Origin of the sequence: Pseudarthrobacter sp. DSP2-3-2b1 (assembly GCF_049895945.1) — a bacterium.
Classification (GTDB): Bacteria; Actinomycetota; Actinomycetes; order Actinomycetales; family Micrococcaceae; genus Arthrobacter.
Genome location: NZ_JAFCTI010000014.1, coordinates 75,658 through 90,617, shown reverse-complemented (window position 1 = coordinate 90,617; position 14,960 = coordinate 75,658). Strand labels below are relative to the sequence as shown.

The 14,960-nt window shown below is 65.4% G+C and carries 15 protein-coding genes; 12 read left to right on the top strand and 3 right to left on the bottom strand.

The genetic code is table 11. The features are described 5' to 3' along the window. Positions 1-56: 56 nt before the first annotated feature. The 5 genes from ACP7AX_RS16230 (at position 57) to ACP7AX_RS16210 (ending at position 4,946) form a co-directional block, all read left to right on the top strand. The gene (locus tag ACP7AX_RS16230; protein ID WP_131683235.1) at positions 57-878 is read left to right on the top strand and encodes a methyltransferase domain-containing protein; all 822 of its coding nucleotides are present in this window, start codon (positions 57-59) and stop codon (positions 876-878) included. 80 nt (positions 879-958) lie between these two features. After that, positions 959-1,411, top strand: coding sequence for a hypothetical protein (locus ACP7AX_RS16225; RefSeq protein WP_426227828.1), 453 nt, complete (start codon positions 959-961; stop codon positions 1,409-1,411). A 92-nt stretch (positions 1,412-1,503) separates the two neighbouring features. Next, a complete protein-coding gene (locus ACP7AX_RS16220) occupies positions 1,504-2,127 on the top strand; it encodes a LysE family transporter (RefSeq protein ID WP_131683237.1) in 624 nt (207 codons plus the stop codon). Positions 2,128-2,242: 115 nt separating this feature from the next. Beyond that, entirely contained in the window at positions 2,243-2,803 is a 561-nt protein-coding gene (locus tag ACP7AX_RS16215) for a low molecular weight protein-tyrosine-phosphatase (protein ID WP_426227825.1), read from the top strand. 16 nt (positions 2,804-2,819) lie between these two features. Next, positions 2,820-4,946, top strand: coding sequence for a chorismate-binding protein (locus ACP7AX_RS16210; protein WP_426227823.1), 2,127 nt, complete (start codon positions 2,820-2,822; stop codon positions 4,944-4,946). A 27-nt stretch (positions 4,947-4,973) separates the two neighbouring features. On the opposite strand, the gene cls is transcribed toward ACP7AX_RS16210, so the two are convergent. Further along, positions 4,974-6,446 (bottom strand): cardiolipin synthase, encoded by a 1,473-nt coding sequence (gene cls, locus ACP7AX_RS16205; RefSeq protein ID WP_426227892.1) that lies wholly within the window; start codon positions 6,444-6,446, stop codon positions 4,974-4,976. A gap of 98 nt (positions 6,447-6,544) precedes the next feature. On the opposite strand from cls, the gene ACP7AX_RS16200 reads away from it, so the two are divergent. The 3 genes from ACP7AX_RS16200 (at position 6,545) to ACP7AX_RS16190 (ending at position 9,437) form a co-directional block, all read left to right on the top strand. Next, positions 6,545-7,486 (top strand): aminodeoxychorismate lyase, encoded by a 942-nt coding sequence (locus tag ACP7AX_RS16200; protein WP_426227821.1) that lies wholly within the window; start codon positions 6,545-6,547, stop codon positions 7,484-7,486. A 279-nt stretch (positions 7,487-7,765) separates the two neighbouring features. Next, on the top strand, positions 7,766-8,809 hold the full coding sequence (locus ACP7AX_RS16195) for an NAD(P)-dependent alcohol dehydrogenase (protein WP_426227819.1): 1,044 nt from the start codon (positions 7,766-7,768) through the stop codon (positions 8,807-8,809). A 139-nt stretch (positions 8,810-8,948) separates the two neighbouring features. Beyond that, positions 8,949-9,437, top strand: coding sequence for an NUDIX domain-containing protein (locus ACP7AX_RS16190; protein ID WP_426227818.1), 489 nt, complete (start codon positions 8,949-8,951; stop codon positions 9,435-9,437). Here the strand turns inward: ACP7AX_RS16190 and ACP7AX_RS16185 are convergent. Beyond that, positions 9,427-10,959, bottom strand: coding sequence for a family 43 glycosylhydrolase (locus tag ACP7AX_RS16185; RefSeq protein WP_426227817.1), 1,533 nt, complete (start codon positions 10,957-10,959; stop codon positions 9,427-9,429). The genes ACP7AX_RS16190 and ACP7AX_RS16185 overlap by 11 nt on opposite strands. A gap of 203 nt (positions 10,960-11,162) precedes the next feature. Here ACP7AX_RS16185 and ACP7AX_RS16180 point away from each other — a divergent pair, with 203 nt between their 5' ends. Further along, positions 11,163-11,627: a pyridoxamine 5'-phosphate oxidase family protein gene (locus ACP7AX_RS16180; protein WP_426227815.1), complete on the top strand. Its 465-nt coding sequence runs from the start codon at positions 11,163-11,165 to the stop codon at positions 11,625-11,627. A gap of 31 nt (positions 11,628-11,658) precedes the next feature. On the opposite strand, the gene ACP7AX_RS16175 is transcribed toward ACP7AX_RS16180, so the two are convergent. Beyond that, positions 11,659-12,369, bottom strand: a complete 711-nt coding sequence (locus tag ACP7AX_RS16175; protein ID WP_426227813.1) for a TetR/AcrR family transcriptional regulator C-terminal domain-containing protein — start codon at positions 12,367-12,369, stop codon at positions 11,659-11,661. A 223-nt stretch (positions 12,370-12,592) separates the two neighbouring features. Between ACP7AX_RS16175 and ACP7AX_RS16170 the strand changes: the two genes are divergently transcribed. From ACP7AX_RS16170 to ACP7AX_RS16160, 3 genes are all read left to right on the top strand, one after another. Continuing rightward, the gene (locus ACP7AX_RS16170; RefSeq protein WP_426227811.1) at positions 12,593-12,847 is read left to right on the top strand and encodes a hypothetical protein; all 255 of its coding nucleotides are present in this window, start codon (positions 12,593-12,595) and stop codon (positions 12,845-12,847) included. A 258-nt stretch (positions 12,848-13,105) separates the two neighbouring features. Continuing rightward, the gene (locus ACP7AX_RS16165; protein ID WP_131683246.1) at positions 13,106-13,663 is read left to right on the top strand and encodes a GNAT family N-acetyltransferase; all 558 of its coding nucleotides are present in this window, start codon (positions 13,106-13,108) and stop codon (positions 13,661-13,663) included. Positions 13,664-13,755: 92 nt separating this feature from the next. Next, positions 13,756-14,952, top strand: coding sequence for an acetyl-CoA C-acyltransferase (locus ACP7AX_RS16160; RefSeq protein ID WP_131683247.1), 1,197 nt, complete (start codon positions 13,756-13,758; stop codon positions 14,950-14,952). Positions 14,953-14,960: the final 8 nt, after the last annotated feature.

Below are 14,960 nucleotides of genomic sequence, written 5' to 3'. Positions count from 1 at the left end.
TGGAAACCACGCGGCCGTTCCTCCCCATTGGGCCGCGGCGGCGGTAGCGTTTGGTTATGAGTGCGCAGCAGCCTGAAGATGACGATGTGTACACCCACGGCCACCACGAGTCGGTGGTCCGCGCCCACGCCTCAAGGACTGCGGAGAATTCCGCAGCCTTTGTCATTCCGCACCTGACTCCCGGCGTCAGCGTGCTTGACGTCGGCTGCGGACCGGGCAGCATCACATGCGATTTCGCGGCTCTGGTTTCCCCCGGCAAGGTGACCGGACTGGACCGCTCGCCGGACATCATCACCCAGGCCACGGCGCTTGCCACAGAACGCGGCGTGGCCAACGCCGAGTTTGTGGCCGGCAATATCTATGACCTCGACTTTGAGAACGAAACGTTCGATCTGGTGCACGCCCACCAGGTGCTGCAGCACCTGACCGATCCCGTGGAAGCGCTCCGCGAGATGCGCCGCGTGGCGAAGCCGGGCGGAATCGTGGCAGTGCGCGACGCCGATTTCCACGGCATGAGCTGGTACCCCGCCATCCCCGAACTGGACGAATGGATGGACCTCTACCAGCGGATCGCCCGCCGCAACGGGGCAGAGCCCGACGCCGGCCGCCGCCTGGTTTCCTGGGCCCAGTCAGCGGGGTTCACCGACGTAGCCCCCACCAGCAGCAACTGGCTTTACGCCACGAGTCAGCAGCGGCGCTGGCAGGCACGGGTCTGGGGCGAGCGGGTGCTGCATTCGGCCTTCGCGGAGCAGGCGCTTGAGTACGGCTTCGCCAACCCCGCGGACCTGGCGCGCATCTCAGCGGGCTGGCACCGCTGGGGGTCTACCGACGACGGCTGGTTCCTGATTCCGAACGGTGAGGTCATCGCCCGCGCCTGATGCTTCCGCATCAGGGCCCGTTATCCACATAGCCAGGTTTTGGCGGTGCGCGAGCATCGGGCCGCGCATAGCCTCGAAGCATGATCATTCAAGCAGGCTTTGACCTTCAATTGCTTGCCCGTCTGCTGATTGCGCCCGAGGGCAAGGTCAAGCCCAAGCTCGTGGTGATTGTGCTGGACGCCGACATGCAATTGGCGGACCTTCGGGTTGTCAGTCACCAATTCGATGGACTGCTGGAGCCACACTTCGAAGCCATCCTGGATCAGCTGGATCCGGACGGGACGCGGTTTTTTGCCATCGCCCATGCCGGTGCCTGGCCGGAGTGCCCGGAAGCCAACGCGCCGATCCTTGAAGAAGCACACGCGCTGAGAATCCTCGCCCATCAGCACGGATTCCTCATGATCGGGCACTTTGGCCTTGACCGTGCAGAATCCACGTCCAATGGGCCTTACTACTACTTTGACCGCTACCATCTGGGCCTCCCGTGCACCATGGACCATTGGGTGCATTCAAGGCAGGGCCAATGTGAATGAACCTGCCAGCTCCCCGGGCCCGAATTGTGGCCACTTCAGCCGGTTCAGCCCTCTGGCGAAGTCTGCGTGTCAATGCGCCCTAAACTTGACTGGTGCAATTCTCCCTTTGGCTCGCATTGGCGGGCGCCGGCGTCCTGATCAGCTTCACTCCCGGCGCGGGCGCCATCAACACCATGAGCAACTCGCTGACCTCAGGCTTCAAGCGCTCCATCTGGGGAATCCTCGGCCAGCAGGCAGCCCTGGTAATCCACGTGGTGATTGTGGCTTTGGGCGTGGGGGTTCTAGTGGCAAGTTCGCCGGTGGCATTCAACGTGATCCGCTACGCCGGCGCCGCCTACCTGGTGTACCTGGGCATCCGGCAGTTCCTCAGCAAGCCGGACCTGGATCAGGAGCAGGCAGCCGTCCTCCGGAACGAGCCGGCATGGTCGATGTTCCGGCGGGGCTTTTGGGTCAATCTACTCAACCCCAAGGCGATCGTCTTCTTCCTCGCCTTCACGCCCCAGTTCATCCGCCCGGAACAGCCGCTCCTCCCGCAATACCTGGTCCTCACAGCCACCGTAGTGGCCATCGACATCCTGGTCATGTGGTTCTTTTTCGCCCTGGCTGCCAAGTCGTTCCAGCGCTTCACGCACAACGCCCACGGGCAGAAAATCCTGAGCCGGATCTTTGGTGTCCTCTTTGTGGCGGTGGGCATTCTCCTGGCCTTGATTCACTAGGCCGGAGCGGTCGGGACCCGGAGTTTACGGGATTTACCGAGTCATTGACAAAAGTTGTAAATTCCCTTTAATCCGCGCTAGCCAAGACCGCCGCCCGTCCTTCATGCTTAGCTCCATGAACTCACCGTCGAGCCAATACCGCATCATCGCTGTATGCACCGGGAATATCTGCCGGTCACCCATGGCCGAGCTGATGCTGGCCGCAGCGCTCCATGCGGAAGGCCTGGACCATGTGGTGTCTGTGGACTCGGCCGGGACCACCGGGTATGAGGCGGGGCGCCCCATCGACCCCCGGGCCGCCCGCAGGCTGGCCATCACCAAACTGAGTTCAGAAGCCCATGTTGCCCGTGAATGGCAGGCATCCTGGTTCCGCGAGCGGGACCTGATCCTAGCCTTGGACATAGACCACTACGCTTGGCTGCGCGAGGCTGCGCCGGACCTGGAATCCATGAACAAGGTACGCATGCTCCGCAGCTTCGATCCGGCGGTGGCCGGCAGCGACCTGCTGGACCAGGGCATCGAGGATCCCTGGTACGGCGGCCATGCCGATTTTGATGCCGTGTGGCAGCAGATCCACAGCGCCGTTCCCGGCATTGTGGAACACGTCCGCGCGGCACTCCACCAGGCTGCACCGCCCGCCCACCGGACGTCGCCGCGGCAGCAGCTGATCCAGTAGCGGTACGCTCTATTTCATGACCCCCGCACCTGTGATCATCGCCATTGACGGGCGATCCGGCGCAGGGAAGACCACTCTTGCCATCGAACTGGCAGCACTGCTGCGGAACCACCACAAGGTGGCGCTCTTCCATCTCGAGGACATCTACCCCGGTTGGAATGGCCTCACGGCAGGGATCGAGCGCTACGTTTCGACAGTGCTCACGCCATTGAGCCGCGGTGACCATGCCAGATGGATCAGCTGGGACTGGGCCAACCACTATGACGGCGACGCCCGGGTCACTGCACCGGCTGAAATTGTCATCGTGGAGGGCGTGGGGGCCGCCGCCAGGGAGGCACGGCCACTGCTCAGCGCCGTCATCTGGGCCGATTCTCCGGCCAGCGTCCGGCGCGTACGGGCTCTCCAACGCGACGGCGGAACCTACGAACCCTTTTGGGACCAGTGGGCCGCGCAGGAGGAAGAATGGCTGGCGGGGGACGATGTCCCTTACGAGGCTGATATCCGCGTGCTCAACAAAGCAGACGGGTCAGCCCCGCCGGACGTGCTGCAGGCCCTCACGTACCTGCCCGCCCTCGGTCCGGTGCTGATCCCGGAGCTTGCGGCCCGCCGCGGCCTTAGGCTCCGGGCAGAGCGGCTTGAATACCGGCCGGACGCCCCAACACTGTTCAGGACGCTGTACGGGAACTCCGAAAACGCCGTCTGGCTGGATTCGTCCAATGCCTCCGCGGTCACCGCTGAGCCTTCCCCCGGCGACACTGCCCCACTGCCCGCCGAGGCCGCGCTCTCCGCCGCCAGGGAGCGCAGCCGCTTCAGTATCCTCGCGGACGACGCCGGGACGTACGGCCAGGCGGTCACCCACCGTTCCGGCGAAAGCCTGATGACGGCCGGCTCCGCCACCTCCCGCGTGCGCGGCCCGTTCTTCCGCTGGCTTGATACTGTCTGGGGCCGCAGGGCGCTCCGCACCCCGGACGGCTACCCCGGTGACTTCACCCTCGGCTGGCTGGGCTGCCTGGGTTATGAGCTCAAGCGCGAAACCGGCGGGACGGACGTGGCCGCGCCCACCCCGGACGCAGCACTGATTTTTGCGGGCCGGGCAGTCGTCCTGGACCACGCAGACGGAACGGCCTGGCTCCTCGCCTTGGAGGCCCCGGATGCCGATGAGTGGCTGGAAGCCGCCCGCACCGCCGTGGCTGCAGCAACAGCCCCCGCCCCGGATCCCATGCCCACACCAGTGTCCAGCGGTATCACACCAGTGTCCGGTGGCATTTCCTTCAGCAGCCGCGACACCGAGGACGCGTACAAATCCAAGATCGCCGCGGCCCAGCACGAAATCCACGAGGGAAATTCGTATGAGGTCTGCCTCACCACCACCATGACGGCCCGGGTGCCCGCCGCCGAGGCTGCGCCGTTGCCGATATACCTCGCGCTGCGGCGGAAAAACCCCGCGCCGTTCGCCAGCTACCTGCGGTTCGGCGGCCTCTCCGTGGCCAGCACGTCACCGGAACGGTTCCTGAAGATCACGTCCGACGGCGGCATGCGCGCCGAACCGATCAAAGGCACCCGCCGCCGGGGCGCCGATCCCGAAAGTGACAGGCAGCTGCGCGAGGACCTGGCGGGCTCGCTGAAGGACCGCGCCGAGAACATTATGATCGTGGACCTGCTGCGGAACGATCTCAGCCACTTCGCCGAACCCGGCACCGTCACCGTCAGCCGGCTGTGTGAGATCGAAAGTTACGCCACCGTGCACCAGATGGTCAGCACCATCGATGCGCAACTGTTGCCAGGCTCGCCGAGGGCCGAAGCGGTGGCCGCGTGTTTCCCGGCCGGCTCCATGACCGGCGCCCCCAAAATCAGCACCATGGCCATCCTTGACCGGCTCGAAGACGGACCACGCGGGCTGTACTCCGGCGCGATCGGCTACTTTTCGTTGAACGGCGCCACGGACCTGGCCGTCGCCATCCGCACCCTGGTGACCACCACCGGGCCTGGGAACGGCAGCAACACTGAGCCGACGGCGGTCCTGGCACTCGGCGTCGGCGGCGCCATCACGGCTGATTCCGTGCCGGAGGAGGAATACGACGAAATCCGGGTGAAGGCCCACGGCGTGCTCTCCACGCTGGGCGCAGAATTTCCCACCAACTGAACAGTCCCCACCACCTGCCCGGGAGGGCTACTGGACGGTTGCCGTCAGCCTCGCCACGTTATCCACGTACCTGGCTGCCAGCGGACGCCGCACCCAGTCCTTAAGCAAGAGCTCGCTGGAAATATCGCGGTAGGTGTTCTCGACTGCACGCATGCTCTTGACGATGTCCCCTCCCAGCAGCATCACCGAGACCTCCATGTTCAGCGAGAAGGACCGCATGTCCATGTTGCTCGAGCCCAGGACGGCCACTTCGTCGTCGATGGTGAAGTGCTTGGCGTGCAGCACAAACGGCGCCTGGTAGAGGTAGATCCGGACGCCGGCCTCCAGCAGCGCCTCATAGTAGGAGCGCTGGGCGTGGTGGACCAGGAACTGATCGCCCTTTTCGGAGACAAACAGCTCCACATCCACGCCACGCTGGGCCGCCGTGGTGATGGCGTACAGCAGGGAATCGTCCGGCACAAAGTACGGGCTGCAGATGGAGATCCGGTGCTGCGCTGAGTAGATGAGGGTGTTGAACAGGCGCAGGTTGTTTTCCGTGATGAACCCGGGGCCGCTGGGCACCACCTGTGCGGTGACGTTGCCCGGTTCCGGGTTGGCGGGGAGCTGCAGCTGGTATTCCAGGGACTCGTCGGTTTCGCTGAGCCAGTCGGTGGCAAAGACAACGTTCAGGGTGGTGACGATCGGCCCGCGCAGGCAAGCCATCAACTCCACCCATTCGCGGCCGGCTTTGCGGTGCCGCTTGTTGTTGTAGGACGGCTCAATCAGGTTCTGCGAGCCGGTAAAGGCGATTTCGCCGTCGATCACCATGATCTTGCGGTGGTTGCGGAGGTCCGGCCGGCGCCACTGGCCCTGGGTGGGCAACAGCGGGAGCATCCGCCTCCACTGGATCTTGCCGGCCTTGAGCCGCTTCAGGAAGTTGCGGTACCCCGCCACCCGGAGCGTGCCGATGTGGTCAAACAGGACCCGGACTTCCACGCCCCGCTCAGCGGCCTCCTCCAGGGCGGTCAGCAGATCGTTGGTGATGTGGTCCGTGCTCATGATGTAGAACTCGGCGTTGACGAACTTCTTGGCTTTCCGCACAGCCTCCGTCATGGCCAGGATCGAATCGGGATACCCGGGGATGAGGCTGACGGAGTTGCCGTCCACCATGGGCAGTGAGCCCAGCCGGCGGTTCAGTTCGCCCGCGGACTTCACCCACTCCGGGCCGGGGTAGTCACTTTCGACGTCGGCGAGCGCCGAGATGCCCGAGCGCACCCGGGTGTTGACGATCTCCTGCTGCTGCCGGCGCCGGCTGGAGAGCTTGAAGTTGCCGAAGAGCAGGAAGAGGATCAGGCCAACGAACGGGACAAAGAAGATGCCCAACAGCCAGGCCATGGCCGTGGTGGGGCGCCTGTTGCCGGGGATGATGCCAACGGCCAGGACCCTGATGATCAGGTCGGCCACGCCGAGCAGCACCACAACCCATCCCGGGGCCGTACCCAACAGCGAAACTGGCCACAGCACTCGATTTACCCCCGCAGTAAGCACCCCGGCGGACGGATTCCGGCCGGGGCAATGACCCCCAGCTTATCGGCGCCGGGCCCGACTAAGCTGGAGCCATGACTTCTCCTGCCGCTGTGGTGCTTGTTTTCCTGGACCCGGAGCTGCCGGCCGGCCGGCTGGCCGATGCTGCCCAGCCGCAGCTGCTGGCCACGGACCAGGGCGCCACGCGCGGCGACGGCGTGTTCGAATCGATGCTCGCGGTGGGCGGTGCGGTCCGGAAGCTGCAGGCCCACCTGAACCGGCTCGGCGGCTCGGCCGAGGTCCTCGATCTGGTGATTCCCGGCCAGGAACGGTGGCGTGCGGCCATCGAAACCGGCCTGGCAGAACACCGGACCCGGCACCCTGCACCGGCAGAGTCCGAGGACGAACTGGTGGTAAAGCTCATAGCCACCCGCGGAGTGGAAGGCGCAGACTCCCCCACCTGCTGGGTCCAGGTTTCTCCTGTCGGCGCCGCCGGACGCCGCCAGCGCGAGACAGGCATCGACGTCATCCTGTTGGACCGCGGCTATGACAGTGACGTCGCCGAACGCGCGCCGTGGCTGCTGCTCGGCGCGAAAACGTTGTCCTACGCCGTGAACATGGCGGCCCTCCGCCACGCCCGCAAGCAGGGCGCGGACGACGTCATCTTCATTTCCTCGGACGGCCGGGTCCTGGAGGGCCCCACCTCCACCGTGCTGCTGGCGCACCTGGAAACAACCGACGACGGCGACGGCGGCACGCGCACCATCCGCCGCCTCATCACGCCGCAACTGGACAGCGGCATCCTCCCCGGAACCTCCCAGGGAGCCCTGTTCACAGCCGCCAAAGCTGCCGGTTGGGAACTGGGCTACGGCCCGCTGGAACCCCAGGACCTGCTCGACGCCGACGCCGTGTGGCTGATTTCCAGCATCAGGCTGCTCGCCCCGGTCAACCACATCGACGGCAAGGAAATCGGAACCCCGGCCCTGCAGAAGCAGCTGACTGCCGAGCTCAACGCCCTGTACGCCGGGATTCAGTAGCGCTTTCCCGGGTTTCAGCTCTTCCACGATTCGAACGACGGCGGGCGCCCTTGATAGGGTGGAGACCGCCCTGCACGCGGATGTGCCCATGGATCTGGCTCCGCGAGGGGATTCCGGCGCCGCACCTGCGCAACTCTTCCGAAGCCTGGACCTGCAGTCCGCCCACTGTCCCGCCGCCGTGGAACCACCGCTGACCGTAAGTCAGCCCATCCTGTCCTTGGCCGGCGAATAATCCTTTCCCGCTCCCTGAATCATTCGAACAATCAGCACTGGAGAAGAATGCTTACCGTTAACGCTTACGCTGCACCGTCCGCTACCGGGGACCTGGTCCCCACCACCATCGAACGCCGCGACGTCGGCCTCCACGATGTGCTCATCGACATCAAGTTCGCCGGCATCTGCCATTCCGACATCCACACTGTCCGCGGCGACTGGGGACCCCAGAGCTACCCGCTGGCACCCGGCCACGAAATTGCCGGCATCGTCACCGAGGTGGGTGCCGAGGTGACCAAACACAAGGTGGGCGACCGTGTGGGTATCGGCTGCATGGTCAACTCCTGCCGCGAATGCGCCAACTGCGTCAAGGGCGAAGAGCAGTACTGCCTGGCCGGAAACGTCGGCACCTACGGCGCTGTGGACCGCGACGGCACCATCACCCAGGGCGGTTACTCCACCCACGTCGTCGTGACCGAGGACTTCGTGGTGCGAATCCCCGAAGGAATAGAGCTCGACGTCGCCGCGCCCCTTTTGTGCGCGGGCATCACCACTTACTCCCCCTTGCGGCACTGGGGTGCCGGCCCCGGCAAGAAGGTCGCCGTCGTCGGACTCGGCGGACTCGGCCACATGGCCGTCAAGCTCGCCCACGCCATGGGCGCAGAGGTCACAGTGCTCTCCCAGTCGCTGAAGAAGCAGGAGGACGGCCTCCGCCTGGGCGCCGACCACTACTACGCCACAAGCGACGAAACCACCTTCACCGATCTGGCCGGCAGCTTCGACCTGATCATCAACACCGTCAGCGCCTCGATCAACATCAGCTCCTACCTGCAGCTGCTGTCCCTCGACGGCGCCCTGGTGAACGTTGGCGCACCGGCTGAACCCCTGCCCGTCAACGCCTTCGCGCTCATCGGTGGACGCCGGTCCTTCGCCGGATCAATGATCGGCGGCATCCGGGAAACCCAGGAGATGCTGGACTTCTGCGCCGAGCACGGGATCGGTTCCGAGATCGAGGTCATCCCGGCCGGCAAGATCAACGACGCCTACGAGCGGGTCCTCGCCTCGGACGTGCGCTACCGCTTCGTGATCGACACCGCGACCCTGAGCTGATCCTTGCTTGGCCGCTTGAGCTGACCCTCAAGCGGCCAAGCAAACCGAACAAGTAAACGGAGGCGGGCACCGGCGAGGCGCCCGCCTCCTTTGCTGCCCCCGTCCCGCCCAGGTATAGCCTTGGCGGGGAGGAACAGAAATGGCCGTTCGAAGTGCAGGAATCCTGTTGTACCGGCGCGACCCGGCAAACGGGCTTGAAGTCTGGATAGCCCATATGGGCGGACCGTTCTGGGAGCGCAAGCCGACCCATTCCTGGTCAATCCCCAAAGGCGAGTACGCGGCCGGTGAGGATCCGCTGCTGGCCGCTTTGCGTGAGTTCACAGAGGAGATCGGGACGCCCCCGCCGCCCGTGAACTACCTGCCGCTGGGCGGGTTCCGGCAGCCGTCAGGGAAAATCATCACCGTTTTCGCAGCTGAGTCGGACTTCCAGCCCGAACGGATAGTGAGCAACACCTTTCCGCTCGAATGGCCCAAGGGTTCAGGAAATATCCAGGATTTTCCCGAAGTGGACGACGCCCGGTGGGTGGCCGAACCCGACGCCCGGATCAAACTGGTGAAGGGCCAGCTTCCGGTGCTGGATGCTCTCCTGAAGCATCTGGGTGAGCCCGCGTCCGGGCCTACGGACTGACTGCTGAATACTCGAAGCGTTCCAGCACGGCACTGCCGCCACTGGCTGATACACCAATGACCCGGCCGGTGAATCCGCCGGCTACCTCCGTGGACAGATAGCGGCCGTCGAGCCGGGCCAGCACCGTCAGCTTCCCGTTAACGCGGAAGCCAAGCGACACTTCGTCGGGCCCGCAGTTCTTCCCGGGCCGGCCTGCCGACGGTGCCTCGGCGCAGCCGATCTCCAACTCCAGGGGCGAACCGCCCAGGCGGTGCTCCGCTGTCGCGATTTCCTGCTGCAGCGGGCCGATCCGTGCCAGCGCCCGGACGCTTCCGCCGTCAACCTGGACCGTGTACCAATGCGAGCCGTCGACCCTGAGCACCAGTTCAGCGGCCCCGTCCACCGGCCTGAGAGTGGCGCGCGCCACCCACGTTTCGTCGCGCACCCGCGTGGCGAGCAGCGGCGCGGTGTCCGCCGCCGCGTCCTCCCCCACGCCGGAGAGGTGGCGGCCGGCGCCGGGGGCATGCCGGCTGAACGACGCCGGATCGTTGCCCGGCGAAATCCATCTCAGGTGCAAGGCAGCGGACGAAAAGTCATCCCTGAAGGACGTGTCCGCCGTCGGGATCCTGAAGCGCTCCTCCTCGAAGCGGGGCCAACCGTCCTGCCATTCAATCCCGGCAAGGAACGTCTCCCGGCCGAGCACGTGATAGCCGGGGCTGGAGCCGCGGATCCGCACGCCCAGGTGGACTGCAGCCCAGCCGCCGCCGGGGCCCTGCACAAGGTCCGCGTGCCCCACGTTCTGAACGGGGGTGCCCAGGCTGCGGTGGCTGAAAACGGGGTTCTCAGGGTGCGGCTCGAATGGCCCGGTGGGGGACGCGCTCCTGCTGATGGAAACTGAGTGGCCCCGCTCGGTGCCGCCTTCGGCGATCATCAGGTACCACCAGCCACCCGTCCGGTAGAGGTGTGGGCCTTCGGGGTGCGCCAGGCCCGATCCCTGCCAGAGTTTTCGGGGGCTCTCCAGCAGCCTGCCCTCCTCCGGATCCAGCCGCGCCTGGACCACGCCCGAGCCGCCTTCGCCGGGGCCAAAACCCAGCCAGGTGAGGTAGCAGGTTCCCTCGTCGTCCCATGCGATGTCCGGATCGATGCCCGGTGTTCCCGCAATCGGGACCGGTTCGCTCCACGGCCCGGCGGGATCCTCGGCGTGGAACAGCAGGTGCCCGCCGCCGAAATCGCTCATGTTGGTGGTCACGAACCAGAATCGTCCGTTGTGGTGGCGGAGTGTGGACCCGAAAATGCCGCCCGACCGGCGCCTGTCCCCGGCCACGAACTGGCTCCGGCGGGTCAGGACGTTTCCGATCTGTTCCCACTGGACCAGATCGCGGCTGTGGAAGATCGGCGCCCCGGGAAAATACTCAAAGCTCGAGGTCGCCAGATAAAAATCGTCCCCCGCACGGCAGATTGTGGGGTCAGGGAAGAAACCGGGAATGACGGGAGTCAGGGAGCCCGGCTTGAGGCCCCTGCTCCCGGGGTTGCTGTCTGTCACTGAGCTTCTTCTGCCCTCCGCCGGGGGCCTGGGGAAACACCAGACCGGAAGCATTCACCGTACCTGCCCGCGCAAAAGCGACGGGAGCCTGGTTCCAATGGCCGAAACGACAAATCCGGCCGCGGGAAATCGGGCCCGCGGAATGTGACCAATTGCTGGTCAGGCCCTGTTGGGCCGGGAGTCCGGGCCGTAAGGTGTGGTGCATGAACTCGCACACGGAGCCGAACATCAACCTGACGTTTGACGAATGCTGGGAACTGCTCGCCAACGACGCCGTGGGCCGCCTGGCCCTTGTTGTTGACGGCCACCCCGAGATCTTTCCGGTGAACTATGCCCTGGACCGCAGGAGCATCGTCTTCCGGACCTCCGCCGGGACGAAGCTGTGGGTAGCCTCATCGGAGCGGCCTGCCGCCCTTGAAATCGACGGCTACGATCCGCACACCGAGGAGGCATGGAGTGTTGTGGTCCGGGGCGACACAGCGCTGATCGAGGACCAGGGTGAAAAGGACACCGTCGATTCACTCCAGCTGGAACCCTGGCAGCCCGGAAGCAAGGAACACTACATCCGGCTGAATGCCCGGGCCCTGACCGGGCGCCGCTTCAAAGTCAACAAGCCCGATGTGTGGAGCACCAGGCTCTCCGACCGGCGCCGGGCGTCCTTCGAGTAACACCCGGGCGCCGTTCGCGTTTTGCCGGCAGTCAGACTTTTGCGGGCGACGCCTGGCGCGAAAGGTTTGATTCGAGGCCGGAAAGCAGGATGGTGATGCCCTGGTCCAGCTCGGCCGCGCCGTCGTAGTCAGCCAGGACAGGTGCCAGGGCACGGAGCCGGGGGAAGTCCCGGGCCGGCAGCCTGTGCAGCCCCAGCCGGAGCAACGCCTCGTTTTCCTCAGGATCCACAATGAATTCCTGGAGCTCGTTGAGGATATGCCCGTACAGGAAGCCGTAGTAGGCCCGGTAGACATGCAACGCATCCGTGGGTTCGAACCCGGCGTCGACCAGTAGCGAGAGGATCTGTTCCAGCGGCCGTAAGGTGCCCAGCGGCCGGAGCCCGAGTGGCGTGGACAGCGGCCTGGTCACGAGCAATGGGACGACGTTGGGATGCCTCAGGGCCAGGAGCCGCAGGTCATGGGCGATCCTGCGCAGCTGTGCCTTCCAGTCGGGATCATGGGGAAAGATCTCGAGCTCGTTGAAGACCAGCTCCGAGACCCCGTCCAGCAGTGCCGCGCGGTTTTCGGCGTAGCGGTAGAGGCTCATGGGATCGCAGTTCAGCTCCTGGCCCAGACGACGCATGGTGAGCGTGTCAAGGCCCGCACTGTCCACCAGTTCCAAGGCCGTCGCCAGCACAAGTTCCTTGCTCAGCCGGGTTTTTTGCCCGGGAGCGTCGGGGGCTGGATTCTTCGGGGATGGCATGGAAATTCCGTCCTGTGTAGGTGTTGCCTCCAGTGCCAACAAATAATCAAGACGCTTGCTGAATCTGAAGTCTACGACTACAGTCTACATTGTAGGGAAGCAGCCGGAAATGGTTTTCCCTGTTGACCTCGTCGACACCCCGGACTCCCAGTGCAAGGTGTTCAGGCACGGCTGCTGTAGCCGAATGGCAGCTACAAAACGCACCTCGCGGAAGAGAGCCTCCATGGCACATTCCCAGTACGACACATTCCTTTCCGAAGCCACCTCTTGCGATACCGAATCTGAAGTAACCCTTGATAAAGACCCCCTGTACGGCCTGTACACCAGCTGGTGCTACATCAACGAACGCTCCCCCCGGACCGAATCCGTTTTCTGGGCGGCCATGAAGGACCGCATCCGCCCCGACCACAACGGTTTGCGGATGAAGGGTCCGGCCGCTGCCGACTACATTCTGACCAGCTACCCGGGCCTGGTCTAGCCAATGAACGCCCCAGCCTGTTCCTACGTTCCCCGGGGCGCCCTGCAGCCCCGGGGCAGCCTTCCGTGGTGCGCGGATTGCGACACAGACCAGCACCTGAGTGTCAGATCCGTGGTGGTACTTGACGCCCGCAAGGATACGTTGGCGGCTGATATCAACTGCGGCCGCTGCCAGGGCTCAAGGGTTCTGGCAACCACCGCAGCGTTTGTGGCGGCACTTCTCGCCCGGGCGTAGGCAACCGTGACGCAGGAGAACCTAATGCCCACGGATCTCACGCTGCCGCTGATCCCGGGAGTCTGGATCCGCCTGCTCCGCCGTACCGATGCAGCCGGCATGAGCCTGGCGTACAGCCGGAACCGCGATCATCTTGCACCTTGGGAGCCGTCCCGGGATGAGACATTCTTTTCGCCCGGCCATCAGCTGAACATCATCCAGGCCAAACTCGCCCAGCTTTCGGTGGGCCAGGAGATCCCGTGGGTACTGGTGGACGGCGCCGAGTCCGCGAACATCATCGGCGCCGTGACAATGACCGGCATCGTCCGCGGCCCGTTCCTCAGTGCCAACCTCGGGTATTGGGTGGATGCCGGCCTCGGCCGCCAGGGAATCGGCTCGGCGGCCGTCAGGTTTGCCGCCAAACAAGCCCGGGAAAGCCTGGGGCTGCACCGGGTCCAGGCTGCCACGCTGCTCCACAACGAACCCTCACGCAGGATCCTCCGGAGCACCGGATTCCAGGAGATCGGCGTTGCACCGGAGTACCTGAAGATCGCCGGCCGGTGGCAGGACCATTTGCTGCATCAGCTGATCCTCCCCGCCTGAAGCCGCGCGAATGTGGGCCCTCAAACGGACCGACGGATTTCGCCTAAGCTGGCCCTGAGACCACCTGGATCCGCAGCACTGAAAGGCACATCATGGGCAACGACGCTCACATTCCCGTCATCCTCGGCGGTGCCCGTACGCCCTTCGGCAGGTTCCGCGGCGGGCTTTCCCCGCTTACGTCCAGCCAGCTGGGTGCGCACGCCATCCGGAACGCACTGGAACGCTCGGGAGTGGCACCGGAACAGATCCAGGCCGTGATTGTGGGCCAGGTGATCCAGGCCGGAGCAGGCCAGGGGCCCGCGCGCCAGGCGAGTCTCGCCGCCGGCATTGGCTGGGATGTGCCCACCGTGACCATCAACAAACTGTGCCTGTCCGGCCTGACAGCCGTGATCGACGCCGCCCGGATGATCCGCGCGGGCGAGGCCGATTTCATCGTGGCAGCAGGCCAGGAGTCCATGACCAACGCCCCGCACCTGCTGCCCCGGCTGCGGGCCGGTGTGGCGATCGGCGATGCCCCGTTGCTGGATTCCCTGAATTTTGACGGCCTGCAGGATCCGGTGTCCGGTGAACTGATGGGGTCCGCAACCGACGCCCGGAACGCCCAGCTCGGCATCAGCCGGCAGGACCAGGACGCTGTTGCCGCCCGGTCGCACCAACGTGCCGAGGCCGCCAGGGCGGCCGGCATTCTGGCCGCGGAGATTGCCCCGGTGGAGGTGCCGCAACGCCGCGGCCCCGCCACCGTCATAGATGCTGATGAAGGCATCCGCGCCGGCACCACCGCTGAGGCCCTGGCGGAGTTGAAGCCCGCGTTCTCCAAAGACCCGTCAGCCACCATTACTGCAGGTTCCTCGTCTCCGCTGTCCGATGGCGCGGCTGCCGTGGTGGTGGCCAGCAAGGCTGCGGCGGAGGCGGCCGGCCTCACGTGGATTGCGGAGATCGGGAGCCATGGTCAAACCGCGGGACCGGACGGCTCCCTGCACTCCCAGCCGTCCCGCGCCATCGAGCGGGCGCTCAAACTTGAGGGGCTGGGCGTGGATGACCTGGACCTCATTGAGATCAACGAAGCGTTCGCGTCGGTGGTGCTCCAGTCCGCCAAGGATTTGGGGATCGATGCCGGGAAGATCAATGCCGACGGCGGCGCCATCGCTCTGGGCCACCCTGTCGGCGCCTCCGGGGCCCGCCTCGTGCTGCACCAGGCACTCGCGCTGAAACGGCGCGGCGGCGGGACCGGAGTAGTGGCCCTGTGCGGCGGCGGCGGCCAGGGCGACGCCCTGATTCTCAGAGCCTGAGACTGGTC